Here is a 14778-nt window from a genome sequence, read left to right on the forward strand (position 1 = left end):
ATGGCACGCAGCGCATTCGTTACCGGGGGCACCGGCTTCGTCGGGCTCAATCTGATCGAGCGGCTCAAGGCCGAAGGCTGGGACGTCACCGCGCTGGTGCGACCGACGTCGGACCTGCAGTTCATCAACCGCTTCCAGCCGAAGCTGGTCACCGGCGCGATTACCGATCGCGCCTCACTCGATGCGGCGATCCCCAAGGGCGTCGACACGCTGTTCCACGTGGCGGGCAACACCAACATGTGGCGCAAGCGCAATGCCGAACAGACGCGCGACAACGTCGAAGGCACGCGCAACGTCGTCGATGCCGCCATTGCCAAGGGCGTGCGCCGGCTGATCGTCACCTCGTCGATTTCGGCGTACGGCCCGGTCACCGGCGCGGTCACCGAGGAAACCCCGAGCAAGGCGGCGCAATCGCGCGTCAACTATGAACTGACCAAGTGGCAGGCGCAGGAAATCGCCCGCGCCGCGGTCGGGCAGGGGCTCGAAGTCGTCATCATGCAGCCCGGCGCAATCATGGGCCCCTACGACATCGGCACCTGGTCGCGGATGTTCCACATGGTGCGCGACGGCAAGATGAACGCCGTGCCGCCCGCCGGGCTGACCTTCGCGCATGTCCATGAAGTTGTCGGCGCGCATATTGCGGCGGCAGATAAAGGCGAAAACGGCGGGCAATATCTGCTCGGCGGTGAAAACCGCACGATGCTCGACCTGGTGCAAGCCATCGCCGCGCTGCTCGGCACCAAGGCGCCGTCGTCGACGGTGCCGGTGGCGCTGGTCAAGCTCGTCGCGCAGTTCGGCGACTTCGCCAGCAACTTCACCGGCAAGGAACCCCCCTTCACCCCCGAAATGGCCGAAGGCCTCGGCGGCAACAGCACCGTCAGCGCCGCCAAGGCGCAGCGCGAACTCGGCTTCAAGGTCGTGCCGCTCGAGGTGATGGTGAAGGACTGCTACGACTGGATGCGCGCCGAGGGGCGGATTTAGCCGATTAGAGCCTCCGGCGGGCAGGGCCTTGCCCTGCACCCAAATGTTCTGGTGGTGCTTCAGACTCAGCGCCGCGATTGTGACACCCGCGCAAATTTTCGGGTGCAGGGCCAAGGCCCTGCCCGCCGGAGGCCCTTTCACCCGACCGGCGTCGCCCGATAATATTGCGGCATCTGCGCCTTCAGCGCGGCGATCTTCGGCAGGTCGTTGATCACGATATAGGGCTGGTCGGGGTTCAATTTCAGATAGTTCTGGTGGTAGCTCTCGGCCGGATAGAAGGTGTCGCCGGGCTCGACAGTGGTGACCACCGGCGCACCGAACACCTTGGCCTTGTTGAGCTGCGCGATATAGGCATTGGCGACTTTCGCCTGCTCGCCGTTCAGCGGGAAAATCGCCGAGCGGTATTGCGTGCCGGTGTCAGGGCCCTGGCGGTTGAGATCCGTCGGGTCGTGCGCGACGGTGAAGAAAATGCGCAGCAGTTCGCCGTAGCTGATCTTGCTCGGGTCGTAGCGGATTTCGACGGCTTCGGCATGGCCGGTCATGCCGGTGCCGACAAGGTGGTATTGCGCCGTTGCCGACTTGCCGCCGGCATAGCCCGACCGCACCGCGGTGACGCCCGCGACATGTTCATAGACGCCCTCGATGCCCCAGAAGCAGCCGCCCGCAAGCACGGCAGTCGAGGTTGCGGGTTTCGCGGCACGGGGCTGGTCGAATTGCGGCGGTGGCACAGTCGCGGCGTCAAGTGGCAATGCCATGGCGCCGAGCAGCGCGGCGGCAAATATGAGTCGGGTGTTCATCTGGGGTTCCTTCAGGCCTTGGGCACGAAGTTCAGTGCGACGCCGTTGATGCAGTAGCGCAGCCCCGTCGGCTTGGGGCCGTCATCGAAGACATGGCCCTGGTGGCCGCCGCAGCGCGTACACCACACTGCGGTACGCTCCATGCCGAAACTTCTATCGGTGGTGGTGCCGATGGCCTTGGGCAGCGGCGCCCAGAAGCTCGGCCAGCCGGTGCCGCTGTCGAACTTGGTCGTCGATGAAAACAGTGGCAGCGCGCAACCGGCGCAGACGAAGGTGCCGACACGATGTTCGTTCAGCAACGGGCTGGTGCCGGCGCGCTCGGTGCCTTCCTCGCGCAGTACGTAATAGGCCGCCGGCGACAGCCGCGCCCGCCATTGCGCCGGCGTGTAGCTGACCTTGAACGGTCCCGGCGGCGCAGTTGTGGCACCGGCGCGTCCCTGCAGGTTGAACAACACTGCAACACCGGCGGCAGCCGCCGTACCTGCAATCAGATTGCGCCTTGTCATCGTCAACTCGGCCATCGAACACTCGCTCCTGTAGGCGCCATGCCAGCCTATCCGTCGGCAGCACGCCGAAGGTTACACCGTGCCAGCAGATTTGTCGCAGCCGGCGGTTGCGTGCGGCGTCTTGTCGTCGCAAATTGGCGCGCAAGGGGAGCACCACGCGATGAGTCCGACAGATACGGGGCAAGACGAAACGACGGCCGCGCGCCGCCGCGCACGGTCGCGTCTGCAATCCGCGCAGGCGCGTGTGTCGACGGCGTTCCGCGAACGCATGTTGACGGTGCTGCTGGTGCTGCTGCTGCTGCTGGCGTTCGTCGTGCCGTCGGCGGTGCAGTCGGTTTTTCAGGCCGAGTTGCTGGTCGATATCCTGCTGACGCTGGTGCTGATTGCGGGCACCATGGCGGTATCGGCCAATCGCCCGCTGATGATGGCGATGGCGGTGCTGGCATTTCTGGCGATGGGCCTGCGCTGGTCCGAATGGATTTTGCCGGGGACGCTGTTGCCGATCGTCCGCGAATCTTCGGTGCTGATTACGTTGTTCGTGCTGGCCATCGCGGTGGCGATCAACGTGTTCAGCAGCTCCACCGACATCAGCGAGCGCATCGTCGGCACGGTCATCCTCTACCTGCTGATCGGCATGATCTGGGGCATTGCCTATATGGCCATCGCCACGCGCCACCCGGATGCCTTTGCGCAGACCAGGGTAGTCGAGTTCCCGATCACCAACTGGATCTATTTCAGCTTCGTCACGCTGACCACCGTCGGTTACGGCGACGTGCTGCCGGTCAGTCGCATCGCGCGGTCGCTGGCGACGCTCGAGGCGCTGATCGGGCAGCTTTATCCGGCGATCATCATCGCGCGGATGGTGTCGATGCCGCGCGCCGATAGCTGAGGCGCGGCACCGACTTTTCCATCGGCGTTACTGACCGGTGAAGGTCTGCCCGCTCGCCGCCAGCTTTTCGAGCAGCGGTGCCGGGGTGATGCCGTAGTGCTTGAGGCGCTCGACGATCTTCGCCAGCCCGTAATGGTCAGCCCAGAACATCGGCCCGCCGCGATAGACCGGCCAGCCATAGCCGTTGAGCCAGACGATATCGATGTCCGACGCGCGCTGCGCCATCTTCTCCTCGAGGATCTTGGCGCCTTCGTTGACCATCGGCAGCAAGCAGCGTTCGAGGATTTCGTCATCGTCGATCGACCGGCGGTTGATGCCGCGTTCAGCGGCATAGTCGAGGATGATCTTCTCGGTTTCGGGCGACGGCGTGCGGTTGCGCTCCGCGTCATAGTTGTAGAAGCCCTTGCCGTTCTTCTGGCCGCGCATCCCGGCTTCGCACATGCGGTCGCGGATGGTTTCGCCCTTCGACGTTGCGGCGTTCCAGCCGATGTCGAGCCCGGCAAGGTCGCTCATCTGGAACGGCCCCATCGGGAAGCCGAAGTCATAGAGGACGCGGTCGACGTCTGACGGCAATGCGCCTTCCAGGATCAGCTTCTGCGCCTGCTGCTGGCGGAAGCTCAGCATGCGGTTGCCGATGAAGCCGTGGCAGACGCCCGACACCACGGCAATCTTGCCGATCTTCTTGCCGATGCCCATTGCGGTGGCGAGCACGGCGGGTTCGGTCTTGGCACCGTTGACGACTTCGAGCAGCCGCATCACGTTCGCCGGCGAGAAGAAGTGCATGCCGACGACCGACCCCGGCCGCTTGGTCGCCGCAGCGATTTCATCGACGTTGAGGTACGAGGTGTTCGACGCGAGGATGGCGCCGGGCTTGGCGACACCGTCGAGCTTGGCGAACAGCTCCTTCTTGATGTCCATGTTCTCGAACACCGCTTCGATGATCAGGTCGGCCTGGCCCAGGTCGGCGAGGTCGAGCGAGCCTTTAAGCAGCCCCATGCGCGTTTCGACATCGGCGGCGGTCAGCTTGCCCTTTGCAGCGGTGTTTTCGTAATTCTTGCGGATGACGCCGATACCGCGCGACAGCGCCTCTTCCTTCATCTCGACGATAGTGACGGGGATACCGACGTTGAGGAAGTTCATCGCAATGCCGCCGCCCATCGTGCCGGCGCCGATGATGCCGACCGACTTCACCGGCAGCAGTTGCGCGTCGGCGGGCAGGCCTTCGACCTTGGCGGCCATGCGTTCGGCGAAGAACACATAGCGCTGGGCGCGCGACTGCAGGCCCTGCATCAGCGGCACGAACAGCGCGCGCTCGACCTTAATGCCTTCGTCGAACGGCAGGTTCACCGCGGCCTCGATGCACTGGATATTGGCTTCGGGGGCTTCGAAGCCGCGCAGCAGCTTGGCGTTCTTGGCGCGGAAATCGGCGAACAGCTTGGCCGCGTTGGGGCGCGCGGCATCGACCTTGTCGTTGACATCGCGGGCGAGGCGCAGCGGCCATTTTTCGGCAATCGCCTTGCGCGCCATCGCCATTGCGCCGGGGAGCAGCTGGTCATCGGCGACGACTTCGTCGAACACGCCCATCTTGAGCGCTTCCTTGGCCCCGACATGACGGCCGCTGGTCACCAGGTCGAGCGCGATTTCGGGCCCAACAAGGCGCGGCAGCCGCTGCGTGCCACCGGCACCGGGCAGCAGGCCGAGCTTGACTTCGGGCAGGCCGCATTTCGCCGACGCCGCAGCAATGCGGTAATGGCAGGTCAGCGCGACTTCGAGCCCGCCGCCGAGCGCGGTGCCGTGGATGGCGGCGATGATCGGCTTCTTGCTCTGTTCCATCGCCGTCTGGACGTCGAACAGGCTGGCGCTCTTGACCGCCGGCTTGCCGAATTCGGTGATGTCGGCACCGGCGATGAAGGTGCGGCCGGCGCAGATCAGCACGATGGCCTTGACCGCCGGATCGGCCTCGGCTGCGGCAATGCCCAGCGCCAGTCCGTCGCGCACCGGCGCCGAAAGCGCATTGACGGGCGGCGAATTGAGCGTCAGCACCGCCACTTCGCCGTCGCGCGTCAAATCCATTACCGCATTGATTGCCGTCATTGTTCAACTCCCCAATTGGTTTACGTAAACGTTAGCCGATAAAATCCGTCGCATGCAACCGACTCAATGGGTCACCGTGTGCATTTCATCCCGCCGCCTGCCACCGATTGACCCGAAACACCATGTCCGACACCGAAACTGCCCGCCCGCACCCGACCAAGGCCACGCTGCTGCTGCTCGGCACGTTGACCGCCTATGGCGCGGTGTCGATCGACCTGTACTTGCCCGGCATGCCCGCGATCGGCCGCAGCCTCGGCGTCGACAGCGGCGCGGTGCAGCATACGATGGCGGCGTTCTTCATCGGCATGTCGCTCGGCCAGATGATTTACGGCCCCTTGTCGGACCGGATGGGGCGGCGGCCGCTGCTGTTGTTCGGCGCGGCGGTCTATGTCGCGGCGTCATTGCTGTGCGCGCTGGCGCCGTCGATCGAATGGCTCGTCGCCGGGCGCTTCGTCCAGGCGCTCGGCGCATGTTCGGGGGTGGTGCTGGCGCGCGCCATCGTCCGCGACCGCTTCGACCATCAGGATTCGGCGCGGATCTTCTCGCTGCTGATGCTGGTGCTCGGCATCGCGCCGATTTTGGCGCCGACGCTTGGCGGCTGGCTGGTCGGCTGGGTCGGCTGGCGCGGCATCTTCGGCGCGCTCGCGGCGTTCGGCGTCGCAACCTTCATCGCGGTGGCGCTGTGGCTGCCCGAAAGCCGCTCGGCCGCGACTGCCGAACTGGCGCGCAACGAGCATGTCGGGCTGAGCTACGCCGCGATGCTGCGCAACCCGCGCTTCCTCGGCTTCCTGCTCACTGGCGCGTTCAACGGCGCGACATTGTTCGCCTATATCTCGAACGCGCCCGACCTGCTGATCGACCAGCTCGGCTTCGATATTGCGCAGTTCGGCTGGCTGTTCGCGCTGCTGGCCGTCGCCGTCATCGGCTCGGGGCAGGTCAACCGCCTGCTGCTCGATCACATCCCGTCGATGCGCATCCTGCACGTGGCGAGCGCCGTCGGCGTCGTGATCGGCATCGTGCTGCTCGGCGTGGCGGCGAGCGGGATTGGTGGGCGCTGGCTGCTGCTCGCGGTGCTGTTCGCGGCACTCGCGTCGTATGGCTTCATTGCCACCAACACCACCGCGGCGGCGCTCAGCGTCGACCCGCAGCGCGCCGGCACTGCCTCGGCAATGATCGGCGCCGGGTCGTTCGCGATGGGCGCGCTGGCCTCAATGCTGGCGGGCGCCCTGCACGACGGCACGCCGTTGCCGATGGCGGCGATCATGGCGAGCGCGCTGACGCTGTCGGCGCTGGCGCTGTTCGGGCTGGCGCGGCCGGCGGCACGGACATGACACAGACGCGCGCCTTCGGTTGGCGACCGCTGCTGCTCGGGCTCGCGGTGATGGCGGTGTGGGGCAGCAACTTCACCGTCATCAAGCTGGCGCTCGGCACGCTGCCGCCGCTGCTGTTCGCGACTCTGCGCTTCACCTTTGCGCTGCTGCCTTTGGTGTTCTTCCTGCCGCGCCCGCAAGTGCCGTGGCGCAACCTTGCCGCCTACGGCCTGTTCATCGGGCTCGGCCAGTTCGGGCTGCTGTTCATCGCCATCAACGGCCATATCGCGGCGGGCCTCGCGTCGCTGGTGGTGCAGTGCCAGGCATTCTTCACCATCGCGTTGTCGATGTGGATCGGCGGCGAGCGGCTGCTCAAAATCCAGTGGCTGGCGCTGGCCTGCGCGGTCACCGGCATCGGCATCATCGCGCTGCACGGCGACACCAGCACGACACCGCTCGGGCTGGCGCTGGTGCTGGCGGCGGCCGCCTGCTGGGCCGGCGGCAACATCGTCCAGCGCCGCTCGGGGGCAACCAACATGCTCGCCTATGTCGTCTGGGCGAGCCTGTTTTCGGTACCGCCGCTGCTGGCGCTGTCGCTGATCGTCGAAGGCCCGGTAGCAATTACACAGGGCCTGCGTGCGGCGACGCCGTTGGTCTGGGCGGCGGTGCTGTGGCAGTCGGTCGGCAACACGATGTTCGGCTACGGCGCCTGGGGCTGGCTTCTGGGCCGTTACCCGACCTCGACGGTGGCGCCGCTATCGCTGCTGGTGCCGGTGTTCGGCATGGGCTTTGCGGCATGGATTCTCCACGAGCCGCTGCCGGCATGGAAACTCGCCGCCGCCGGGCTGGTGCTCGGCGGGCTGTGCATCAACATTTTCGGGCAACGGCTGGCGGCCCGCCGCGCAGCAAAGCCTATTTAGGCAACCGGAAGCTATACGGAGCCGTCCGGTCGGCCACCGCAATCCACGCCGGCCGCGCTTGCAGGCGCCGCGCATAGGCGAGCAGCCGCGGCAGGCTCGACAGCTTGCCCTGGACCGCGGCGATTTCGGCGACGAATGACATCATGATGTCGGCGCCGGTGAGTTCGTCGCCCATCAGGAAGGGTTTGTCGCCGAGTTCGCTGTCGATGAAGGCGAGGTGGCTCATCACCTGTTCCTCGATGCGTGGCAGCAGCGGCGCGGCGGCTTCGCCGAGGCGGCCGGTGTAGAGCGCCAGCATGAATGGCAGCATCGCCGAGCCTTCGGCAAAGTGCAGCCATTCGAGGTACTTCTCATGGTCGGCGGTGCCCGGCTTGGGCATCATCCGGCCCTTGCCATAGGTGCGGATGATATAATCGGTGATGGCGCCCGATTCGGTGACGCGCAGGCTGCCGTCTTCGATGACCGGCGATTTGCCGAGCGGATGGACGTCCTTGAGCCCCGGGGGGGCCAGTCGGGTCACCGCGTCGCGGGTGTAATCGACAGTGCGGTAGGGGATGCCGAGTTCCTCGCACAGCCAGAGGATGCGTTGCGAGCGCGAATCGTTGAGGTGGTGGACGGTCAGCATTGCAGATCCCCTGTGCGGTTTATTTCGCGGTGTCGGCAGAGTATGCCTGAATCATGATATTCGTCACGCCCGAAATCAGCATCGACGAGGCCGAGCTCGACGAAAGCTTCATCCGTGCCAGCGGGCCGGGCGGGCAGAACGTCAACAAGGTTTCGACCGCGGTGCAGTTGCGCTTTGATGTCCGGCGCTCGCCGAACCTGCCCAATGACGTCGCGGTGCGGCTGATGCGGCTGGCAGGCAGCCGGCTGACCAGCGACGGCGTGTTGGTGCTGACCGCGCAAAGCCACCGCACGCAGGAACGCAACCGCGCCGATGCGCGCGAACGGCTGGTCGAACTGATCGCCAAGGCCGCGGTGCGCCCGGTGCGGCGACGGGCGACCAAGCCGACGTTGGGATCAAAGACGCGGCGGCTCGAATCGAAAGCCGTGCGGTCGGGAATCAAAGCGGGCAGGGGCCGCGTCCGCGACGATTGACTTGTGCGCTGCTTCGCTTTGACCGGCGAAATCGGCAGCCCGTCGTGCTATTGTGAAAAATTGCTGGCATCCTCGCTTGGCGATGCAACTTTTCGTTCCCATATCGGTAATCCAGTTTGAACCCCCCCCTCAGGAGCAGACACCATGAACAGTGACGAAATCGAAGGCCGCGTCCGCGACTTTGCCGGCCAGGCCGAAGCCAAGCTCGGTGCCGCCGTTGGCGATACCCAGGCGCGCGTTGCCGGCGTCGTCGACAGCGTCAAGGGCAAGGCCCAGGAAGCTTTCGGCACGGCGCGCGAAAAGGCTGCCGACGGCTATGAGCGCGCCCGCGCCAAGGCGCGTGAACTCGCCGACGAAGCCCCTGAGTATGTCGATCGCGCCCGCGAAACGACGCGCCGCTATGCCGACAAGGCCAGCGCCACGGTCAAGACGCAGGTTCAGGAACAGCCCGTCGTGACGCTGCTCGGTGGCGTTGCTGTCGGCTTCCTCGTCGGCTGGCTGCTCAGCGGCCGTCGCTCGGAATAGTCACTAGCGCGCGGTGCTGGCGCCTCAGCGCGCCAGCGCCGCGCGGATATCGGCCTCGACATAGGGCAACCAGACCCTGGGTTCGCCCAGCGTCATGTGCCCCATCGTGGCGTCCGATGCCGGCACGATGACCGTCCGGATGTTGGGGAATTGCTTGACGATGGCCGGCATCGGATCGGTGTCGGGCGGATATAGCGGGTCATCGGCGAAGTTGAGATTGACGACGCGCGCTGTCACTGCGTCGAGCAACGGCTGCGGGTCATAGGTCCGCACAGCATCGAGCTGCCACGCCAGATCGAGTCCGTCACTCGCCGGTTGCTCGCCTGCCATGACCGCCTCGGCAGCCTTGGCGCCCGGTACGAACATCTTGAGCGCCGGCGGCGCCACCATCACCAAGGCACTGATTGCATGCGCTGTCCGCACGCCGGCGCCGCCCGGCGACGGGTCGGCGAGCAGTGCATCGCGGCTGGCAATGCGCCACAGCAGGTTGCGCCCCGTCGGCTTGACCGGCAGCGAAGACAGCACGATTACCGTGCCCGCGAGATCGGGAAACTCGGTCGCCCATAGCCAGGCATTCGACCCGCCCATCGAGATGCCGAGCACCAGCTTGAGCTTGCGGATGCCCAGCGTCTTGCGCACCACATGCGCCTGCGCCACTACCATGTCGTGATAGTCATAGTGCGGGAAATTGCGCCCGGCGCCGTCGCTCGGCTTGCTGGAGCCGCCGGTGCCAATGGCATCGACCAGGACAACATAGGTCTTCGCCAGATCGAGCGGCGCGCCCGCTGCATAGAGGCGCTTGTCAAACTTGGGATCGAGGAACGCGGCGCTGCTGCCGCCGGTGCCGTGGAGCAGCAGCACGGCGTTGTCGATGCTGCCGTCGCTGCCGCGATGCGGGGTGCCGAAGGCGTGATAGGCAATGCGCAGCGGCTGGCTGCGACCATCGGCAAAGGTGAAGTCGGGCATCACAACCGTATGCTGTTCGCGCGGATCGGCTGCGGTCATCTTGGGTCCCGGAATTTGTGTGGCGCCCGCCGCGCCGCCGGTTGCCAGCGTTATGGCAACCAGCGGCACGGCGAGGCGGCCCCAGTTCATGCCTAGTGCGCTTCGGGCTTTGCCATCAACTCGACAAGCACGCCGCCGGTGTTCTTCGGGTGAACGAAGATGACCGGCACGCCGTGCGCGCCCATCCGCGGCTCGCCGGTGCCGAGCACCGTCGCGCCGCGGTCGCGCATCGCATCGCGCGCCGCGACGATGTCATCGACTTCGAAGCAGATGTGATGCTGACCGCCCGACGGGTTCTTCTTGAGGAAGCTCCACACCGGCGACGCATCGCCGTACGGCTCGATCAACTCGATCTGGCTGTTGGGCAGATCGATGAAGCACACCCACACGCCCTGTTCGGGCAGCGCGAACTTCGCCTTGCTGACGGTGGCGCCGAACAGGTCGCGGTACATCGCGACGGCGTCATCGATCGACGGCGTCGCGACACCGACATGGTTGAGGCGGCCGATTAGCTGCGCGCTCATTTGCGCATGCCTGCCAGACGGTTGTCGATGATGCCTTCGGCTTCCGCGATGATGCGGTCGATCAGTTCCTTGCAGGTCGGGACGTCGTTGATCAGGCCCTGGACCATGCCCGCCGACCAGATGCCGGCGTTGATGTCGCCGCTTTCGAGCCCGGCCTTGCCGCGCTGGCCGGCGACGAGGTCGCGGACCTGTTCGAACGCTGCGCCCTGCTTTTCGAGCGCGACGACCTGTTGGCTGACTTCGTTGCGGGCAACGCGCGCGGTGTTGTGCATGGTGCGGAAGATCAGGTCGGTCGAACGCTCGTCCTGTTCGACCATCGCGGTCTTGAACGCATCGTGCAACGGCGCTTCCTGCGTGGCGCAGAAACGCGTGCCCATGTTGATACCGTCGGCACCGAGCGCGAGCGCGGCAACCAGACCGCGACCGTCACCGAAGCCGCCCGAAGCCAGCATCGGAATCTTCACCTTGTCGGCAGCGGCGGGGATCAGGATCAGGCCGGGGATGTCGTCTTCGCCGGGGTGGCCGGCGCATTCGAAGCCGTCAATCGAAATGGCATCGACGCCCTTGCGTTCCGCCGACAGCGCGTGGCGGACCGAGGTGCATTTGTGGATGATCTTGATGCCGGCGGCCTTGAACATCGCCCATTGTTCGGCGACCGCAGGCGTGCCGGCGGTTTCGACAATGGTGATGCCGGCGTCGATGATCGCCTGCGCATAGGCGTTGTAGTCGGGGGCGTTGATCGTCGGGAAGACCGTCAGGTTGACGCCGAACTTCTCGCCGGTCAGCGTGCGGGTGCGGGCGATTTCGTCGCGCAGCGCATCGGGGCTGGGCTGCGTCAGCGCAGTCAGGAAACCGAGGCCACCGGCGTTGGCGACGGCGGCGACGAGCGGTGCGCGGCCAACCCATTGCATGCCGCCCTGCGCGATGGGGTGCCGAATCCCGAAGGTTTCGGTGAAGCGTGTCTTGATCATGTCGTCTCCCTAGGTGCTTTTTCTATGTCGATAGATGGAGTGGCGCGGGCACGTCCACAAACTTTATCAATCCATGACCATGTGCGCAGCTTCGTCGTCGATGGGCTGCGCCTGCCGTGCCGGTGGCCGCAGGAACAGCATCAGCGGAAGCACCGCGACCGTCAGCCACATCAGCATGCGGAACACGTCGATATAGCCGACCATAGCCGCCTGCGCGGTGACGGCGGCATTGAGCGCCGACATGACGGTATCGCCGCCGGGGCCAAGCGCTTGTGTCATGTTGCCCTCGGCAAACGGCACCGTCATCGGTGTCAACGCACTGCCGATATCGGCGTGCGCGACCTGCACCTGCCGTGCCAGTGTGCCGATGACGATCGACACGCCGATCGAGCCGCCGATGTTGCGCAGCAGGCTGTAGAAGCTGGCGGCATCGGTGCGGAACGCCGGTGGCAGTGTCGCAAACGCGATGGTGTTGAGCGGCACGAACATGAAGCCCAGCCCGAACCCCTGTAAAAGCCCGCTGAAGATGACTGGCTGCATGTCCATCTGCGGGCTGAACTGGCTCATCCAGAACATCGAGGTGCCGGTCATCGTCAGCCCGCACAGCAGCAGGAAGCGCGGATCGACCTTGCCGACAATCTGCCCCATCAGCATCATGCCGATCATCGTGCCGAGCCCGCGCGGCGCCAGCACCATGCCGGTGGTGAGCACCGGATAGCCGAACAGCCCCTGCAGCATCGGCGGCAGCAGCGCCGTCGTCGCCACCATCATCATCCCGACGATAAAGATGAACACGAAGCCGGTGGCGCAGTTGCGGTCGCGGATCAGCGCCATGTTGAGGATGCCGTCGCCTTTGGCATAGGTGTGGACGCCGAACACCCAAAAGGCGGCGGCCGCGAGGATCGCCTCGATGCGGACTTCCCACGACTCAAACCAGTCGATCTGCTGGCCGCGGTCGAGCATGACCTGGAACGCCAGCAACGCAATACTCAGCGACACGAAGCCGAACATATCGAAGCGTCGGTGCGCCACCGGGGTCTCGCGCAGGAATGCCAGCGCGCCGAGCAACGTCAGGCCGCCGACGGGCAGATTGACATAGAACACCCAGCGCCATTCGAAATTGTCGGTGAGCCAGCCGCCGAGCAGCGGGCCCATCACCGGCCCGACCATGACGCCGACGCCCCACCACGCCATCGCCTTGCCGTGCAGCGAGCGCGGATAGGCATCAAGCAGGAACGCCTGGCCGAGTGGCACGAGGAAGGCGCCGCTGGCGCCCTGCATCATCCGGAACGCCACCATCTGGTTGAGCGACTGCGCCGTACCGCACATCATCGAAGTAATGACGAACCCCGAAATCGCCGCGATGAACAGTTTGCGCCGGCCGAACTTGTCGGCGAGCCAGCCGGTCAGCGGTGTCGCGATGGCAGACGCCGCGATGTACGAGGTCAGCACCCAGGTGATGGTATCGGCGGCGGCGCCGAGGCTCGCCTGCATGTGCGGCAGTGCGACATTGGCAATCGTCGAATCGAGCACCTGCATGAAGGTCGCGAGCATGACGACGATGGTAATCGCCAACGCGTTCGGCGCGATGACGCCTTCGGCTTCGGGTGGATGGCTCGCCACGCGGGTCAGCCGCCGGTTCGCAGGTCAACCGTGACTTTGGCCGACAGCCCGGCGAGCAACGGCTGCGGCGGTTTCGAATCGATGGCGATGCGCACCGGCACGCGCTGGACAACCTTGACCCAGTTGCCGGTGGCGTTCTGCGCCGGCAGCACCGAAAACTCTGAGCCGGTGCCGGCGCCGATGCTGACGACATGGCCGTCAAGCGGGTTGTCTGGGTAGGTATCAAGCTTGATCCGGGCTTTTTGGCCGGGGCGCATGCGTTCGAGGTCGGTTTCCTTGAAGTTCGCCTCGACCCACATATGGTCACCGACCATCAGGCTCATCGTCGGGACGCCGGCGAAGATCATCTGGCCGACCTGGACCTTGTCGGTCTGGCTGGCGCGGCCGGCGACCGGCGCATAGATCGTCGTGCGCCGCAAATCGAGCGCTGCGCGGTCGCGCGCCGCACGCGCCGCGGCCACCAGCGGATGCGATTCGATCGCGGCGGCGGACACACCCTGACCAGCGAGCGCCGACTGCGCCTTGGCGGCTTCCGCCTCGGCACTGGCGAGTTCGCTGCGCGCCTGCGCGAGTTGGTGTTCGGCCTGCTGGTAGCGTGCACGTGTCGTGAAGCCGGTGTCGAGCAGGCCCTTCTGGCGCTCAAGATCGATTTCGGCGAACGACACCGCCTCGCGCTTGCCGCGCACATCGGCGCCCTTGCCGCCCGAGGTGTCGCGCAACTGGTGGACTTGCAGGCGTGCCGACGCCAGCGCCGCTTCGGCCTGGGCGAGCGTGATCTGGAACGGCTCGGGATCGATGCGGATCAGCACATCGCCGACCTTGACCGGCTGGCTTTCGGTGGCACCGACGGCGATGACGCGGCCATTGACGTCCGAACTGACCGAAACCCGGTCCTGCTGGACATAAGCGTTGTCGGTCGAAATTTCGTTGCTGCCGAGCAGCCACAGCGCCACGCCGCCGGCAATCAGCAGTAGCGGCAGCGCCACCATCAGCAACGGCGTGCGCAGCCGGTCCCACAGGGTCCGGCGCTTGGTCAGCTGCGCGGGGTCGATCCGGTCGTGCATCATGCCCGCTCCTGCAGCGGTGCGTCGGGCAGCGTGGCCGGGCCACGCGCCGAAAGGTTGTTCCGCAGCGCCGCGAGGCCATCGTAAAGCGATTCGCGTAGCGACGGCGAAATGCCGTTGAGCGCTTCCTCGACCAAGGCCCCGCCGAGCTGGCGCAGCTGGTCGAGCAGCGGCCCTGCCGGCTCGGTCAGATAGAGCTTCCAGGCGCGGCGATCGGCCGGGTCCGGCCGGCGTTCGACCAGTCCTGCCTCCTGCAGCCGGTCGACCATCCGGCATAGCGTGATCGTCTCGACCTCGAGATACTCGGCAAGCCCGGCCTGGTTGGTACCCTCTTGCCGCGACAGCGCGACGAGCACCTGCCACTGTGCACGGCTGACGCCGAGCGCGCGCGCACGCGCATCGAAACGTCGCCGCAACAGCCGCGAACAATCGCCAATCAGGAATCCGAGCGGGTCATCTTGCATGACCCAC

The 14778-nt window shown here is 65.9% G+C and carries 16 protein-coding genes; 6 read left to right on the forward strand and 10 right to left on the reverse strand.

From position 1 onward, the window contains the following. The gene (locus tag EUV02_RS00930) at nt 1–981 is read left to right on the forward strand and encodes an SDR family oxidoreductase (protein ID WP_135244355.1); all 981 of its coding nucleotides are present in this window, start codon (nt 1–3) and stop codon (nt 979–981) included. Nucleotides 982–1118: 137 nt separating this feature from the next. On the opposite strand, the gene msrA is transcribed toward EUV02_RS00930, so the two are convergent. Beyond that, complete coding sequence (msrA, locus tag EUV02_RS00935; RefSeq protein ID WP_135244356.1) at nt 1119–1778, reverse strand: peptide-methionine (S)-S-oxide reductase MsrA; 660 nt, start codon at nt 1776–1778, stop codon at nt 1119–1121. Between the two features lie 11 nt (nt 1779–1789). After that, nucleotides 1790–2299: a peptide-methionine (R)-S-oxide reductase MsrB gene (gene msrB, locus EUV02_RS00940; RefSeq protein WP_243445725.1), complete on the reverse strand. Its 510-nt coding sequence runs from the start codon at nt 2297–2299 to the stop codon at nt 1790–1792. 145 nt (nt 2300–2444) lie between these two features. On the opposite strand from msrB, the gene EUV02_RS00945 reads away from it, so the two are divergent. Continuing rightward, nucleotides 2445–3173, forward strand: a complete 729-nt coding sequence (locus EUV02_RS00945; RefSeq protein WP_135244357.1) for a potassium channel family protein — start codon at nt 2445–2447, stop codon at nt 3171–3173. 27 nt (nt 3174–3200) lie between these two features. Here EUV02_RS00945 and EUV02_RS00950 read toward each other — a convergent pair whose 3' ends face one another. Continuing rightward, entirely contained in the window at nt 3201–5267 is a 2067-nt protein-coding gene (locus tag EUV02_RS00950; protein WP_135244358.1) for a 3-hydroxyacyl-CoA dehydrogenase NAD-binding domain-containing protein, read from the reverse strand. 122 nt (nt 5268–5389) lie between these two features. On the opposite strand from EUV02_RS00950, the gene EUV02_RS00955 reads away from it, so the two are divergent. Together EUV02_RS00955 and EUV02_RS00960 are read left to right on the forward strand one after the other, a co-directional pair. Next, nucleotides 5390–6598, forward strand: coding sequence for a multidrug effflux MFS transporter (locus EUV02_RS00955; protein ID WP_135244359.1), 1209 nt, complete (start codon nt 5390–5392; stop codon nt 6596–6598). Further along, a complete protein-coding gene (locus EUV02_RS00960) occupies nt 6595–7497 on the forward strand; it encodes an EamA family transporter (RefSeq protein WP_135244360.1) in 903 nt (300 codons plus the stop codon). Before EUV02_RS00955 ends, EUV02_RS00960 begins: the two co-directional genes overlap by 4 nt. Here the strand turns inward: EUV02_RS00960 and EUV02_RS00965 are convergent. Beyond that, nucleotides 7490–8122: a glutathione S-transferase family protein gene (locus tag EUV02_RS00965; RefSeq protein WP_135244361.1), complete on the reverse strand. Its 633-nt coding sequence runs from the start codon at nt 8120–8122 to the stop codon at nt 7490–7492. The genes EUV02_RS00960 and EUV02_RS00965 overlap by 8 nt on opposite strands. A gap of 53 nt (nt 8123–8175) precedes the next feature. Between EUV02_RS00965 and arfB the strand changes: the two genes are divergently transcribed. Continuing rightward, nucleotides 8176–8595 carry an alternative ribosome rescue aminoacyl-tRNA hydrolase ArfB gene (gene arfB / locus EUV02_RS00970; RefSeq protein ID WP_207790079.1) on the forward strand — a complete coding sequence of 140 codons (420 nt, stop codon included), beginning with the start codon at nt 8176–8178 and terminating at the stop codon, nt 8593–8595. A 144-nt stretch (nt 8596–8739) separates the two neighbouring features. Next, nucleotides 8740–9120 carry a CsbD family protein gene (locus EUV02_RS00975; RefSeq protein WP_135244363.1) on the forward strand — a complete coding sequence of 127 codons (381 nt, stop codon included), beginning with the start codon at nt 8740–8742 and terminating at the stop codon, nt 9118–9120. Nucleotides 9121–9144: 24 nt separating this feature from the next. Here EUV02_RS00975 and EUV02_RS00980 read toward each other — a convergent pair whose 3' ends face one another. The 6 genes from EUV02_RS00980 to EUV02_RS01005 form a co-directional block, all read right to left on the reverse strand. Next, nucleotides 9145–10215, reverse strand: a complete 1071-nt coding sequence (locus EUV02_RS00980) for an alpha/beta fold hydrolase (protein ID WP_135244364.1) — start codon at nt 10213–10215, stop codon at nt 9145–9147. A 2-nt stretch (nt 10216–10217) separates the two neighbouring features. Then, nucleotides 10218–10649, reverse strand: coding sequence for a methylmalonyl-CoA epimerase (gene mce, locus EUV02_RS00985; protein WP_135244365.1), 432 nt, complete (start codon nt 10647–10649; stop codon nt 10218–10220). Beyond that, entirely contained in the window at nt 10646–11620 is a 975-nt protein-coding gene (locus EUV02_RS00990) for an NAD(P)H-dependent flavin oxidoreductase (RefSeq protein WP_135244366.1), read from the reverse strand. Before EUV02_RS00990 ends, mce begins: the two co-directional genes overlap by 4 nt. A gap of 66 nt (nt 11621–11686) precedes the next feature. Further along, nucleotides 11687–13243, reverse strand: a complete 1557-nt coding sequence (locus EUV02_RS00995; protein ID WP_243445726.1) for a DHA2 family efflux MFS transporter permease subunit — start codon at nt 13241–13243, stop codon at nt 11687–11689. Between the two features lie 5 nt (nt 13244–13248). Then, nucleotides 13249–14310: an HlyD family secretion protein gene (locus EUV02_RS01000; protein ID WP_135244367.1), complete on the reverse strand. Its 1062-nt coding sequence runs from the start codon at nt 14308–14310 to the stop codon at nt 13249–13251. Continuing rightward, complete coding sequence (locus tag EUV02_RS01005; RefSeq protein ID WP_135244368.1) at nt 14307–14771, reverse strand: MarR family winged helix-turn-helix transcriptional regulator; 465 nt, start codon at nt 14769–14771, stop codon at nt 14307–14309. Before EUV02_RS01005 ends, EUV02_RS01000 begins: the two co-directional genes overlap by 4 nt. Nucleotides 14772–14778: the final 7 nt, after the last annotated feature.

The organism is Glacieibacterium arshaanense (assembly GCF_004681125.1).
GTDB classification, from domain to species: Bacteria; Pseudomonadota; Alphaproteobacteria; order Sphingomonadales; family Sphingomonadaceae; genus Polymorphobacter_A; species Polymorphobacter_A arshaanense.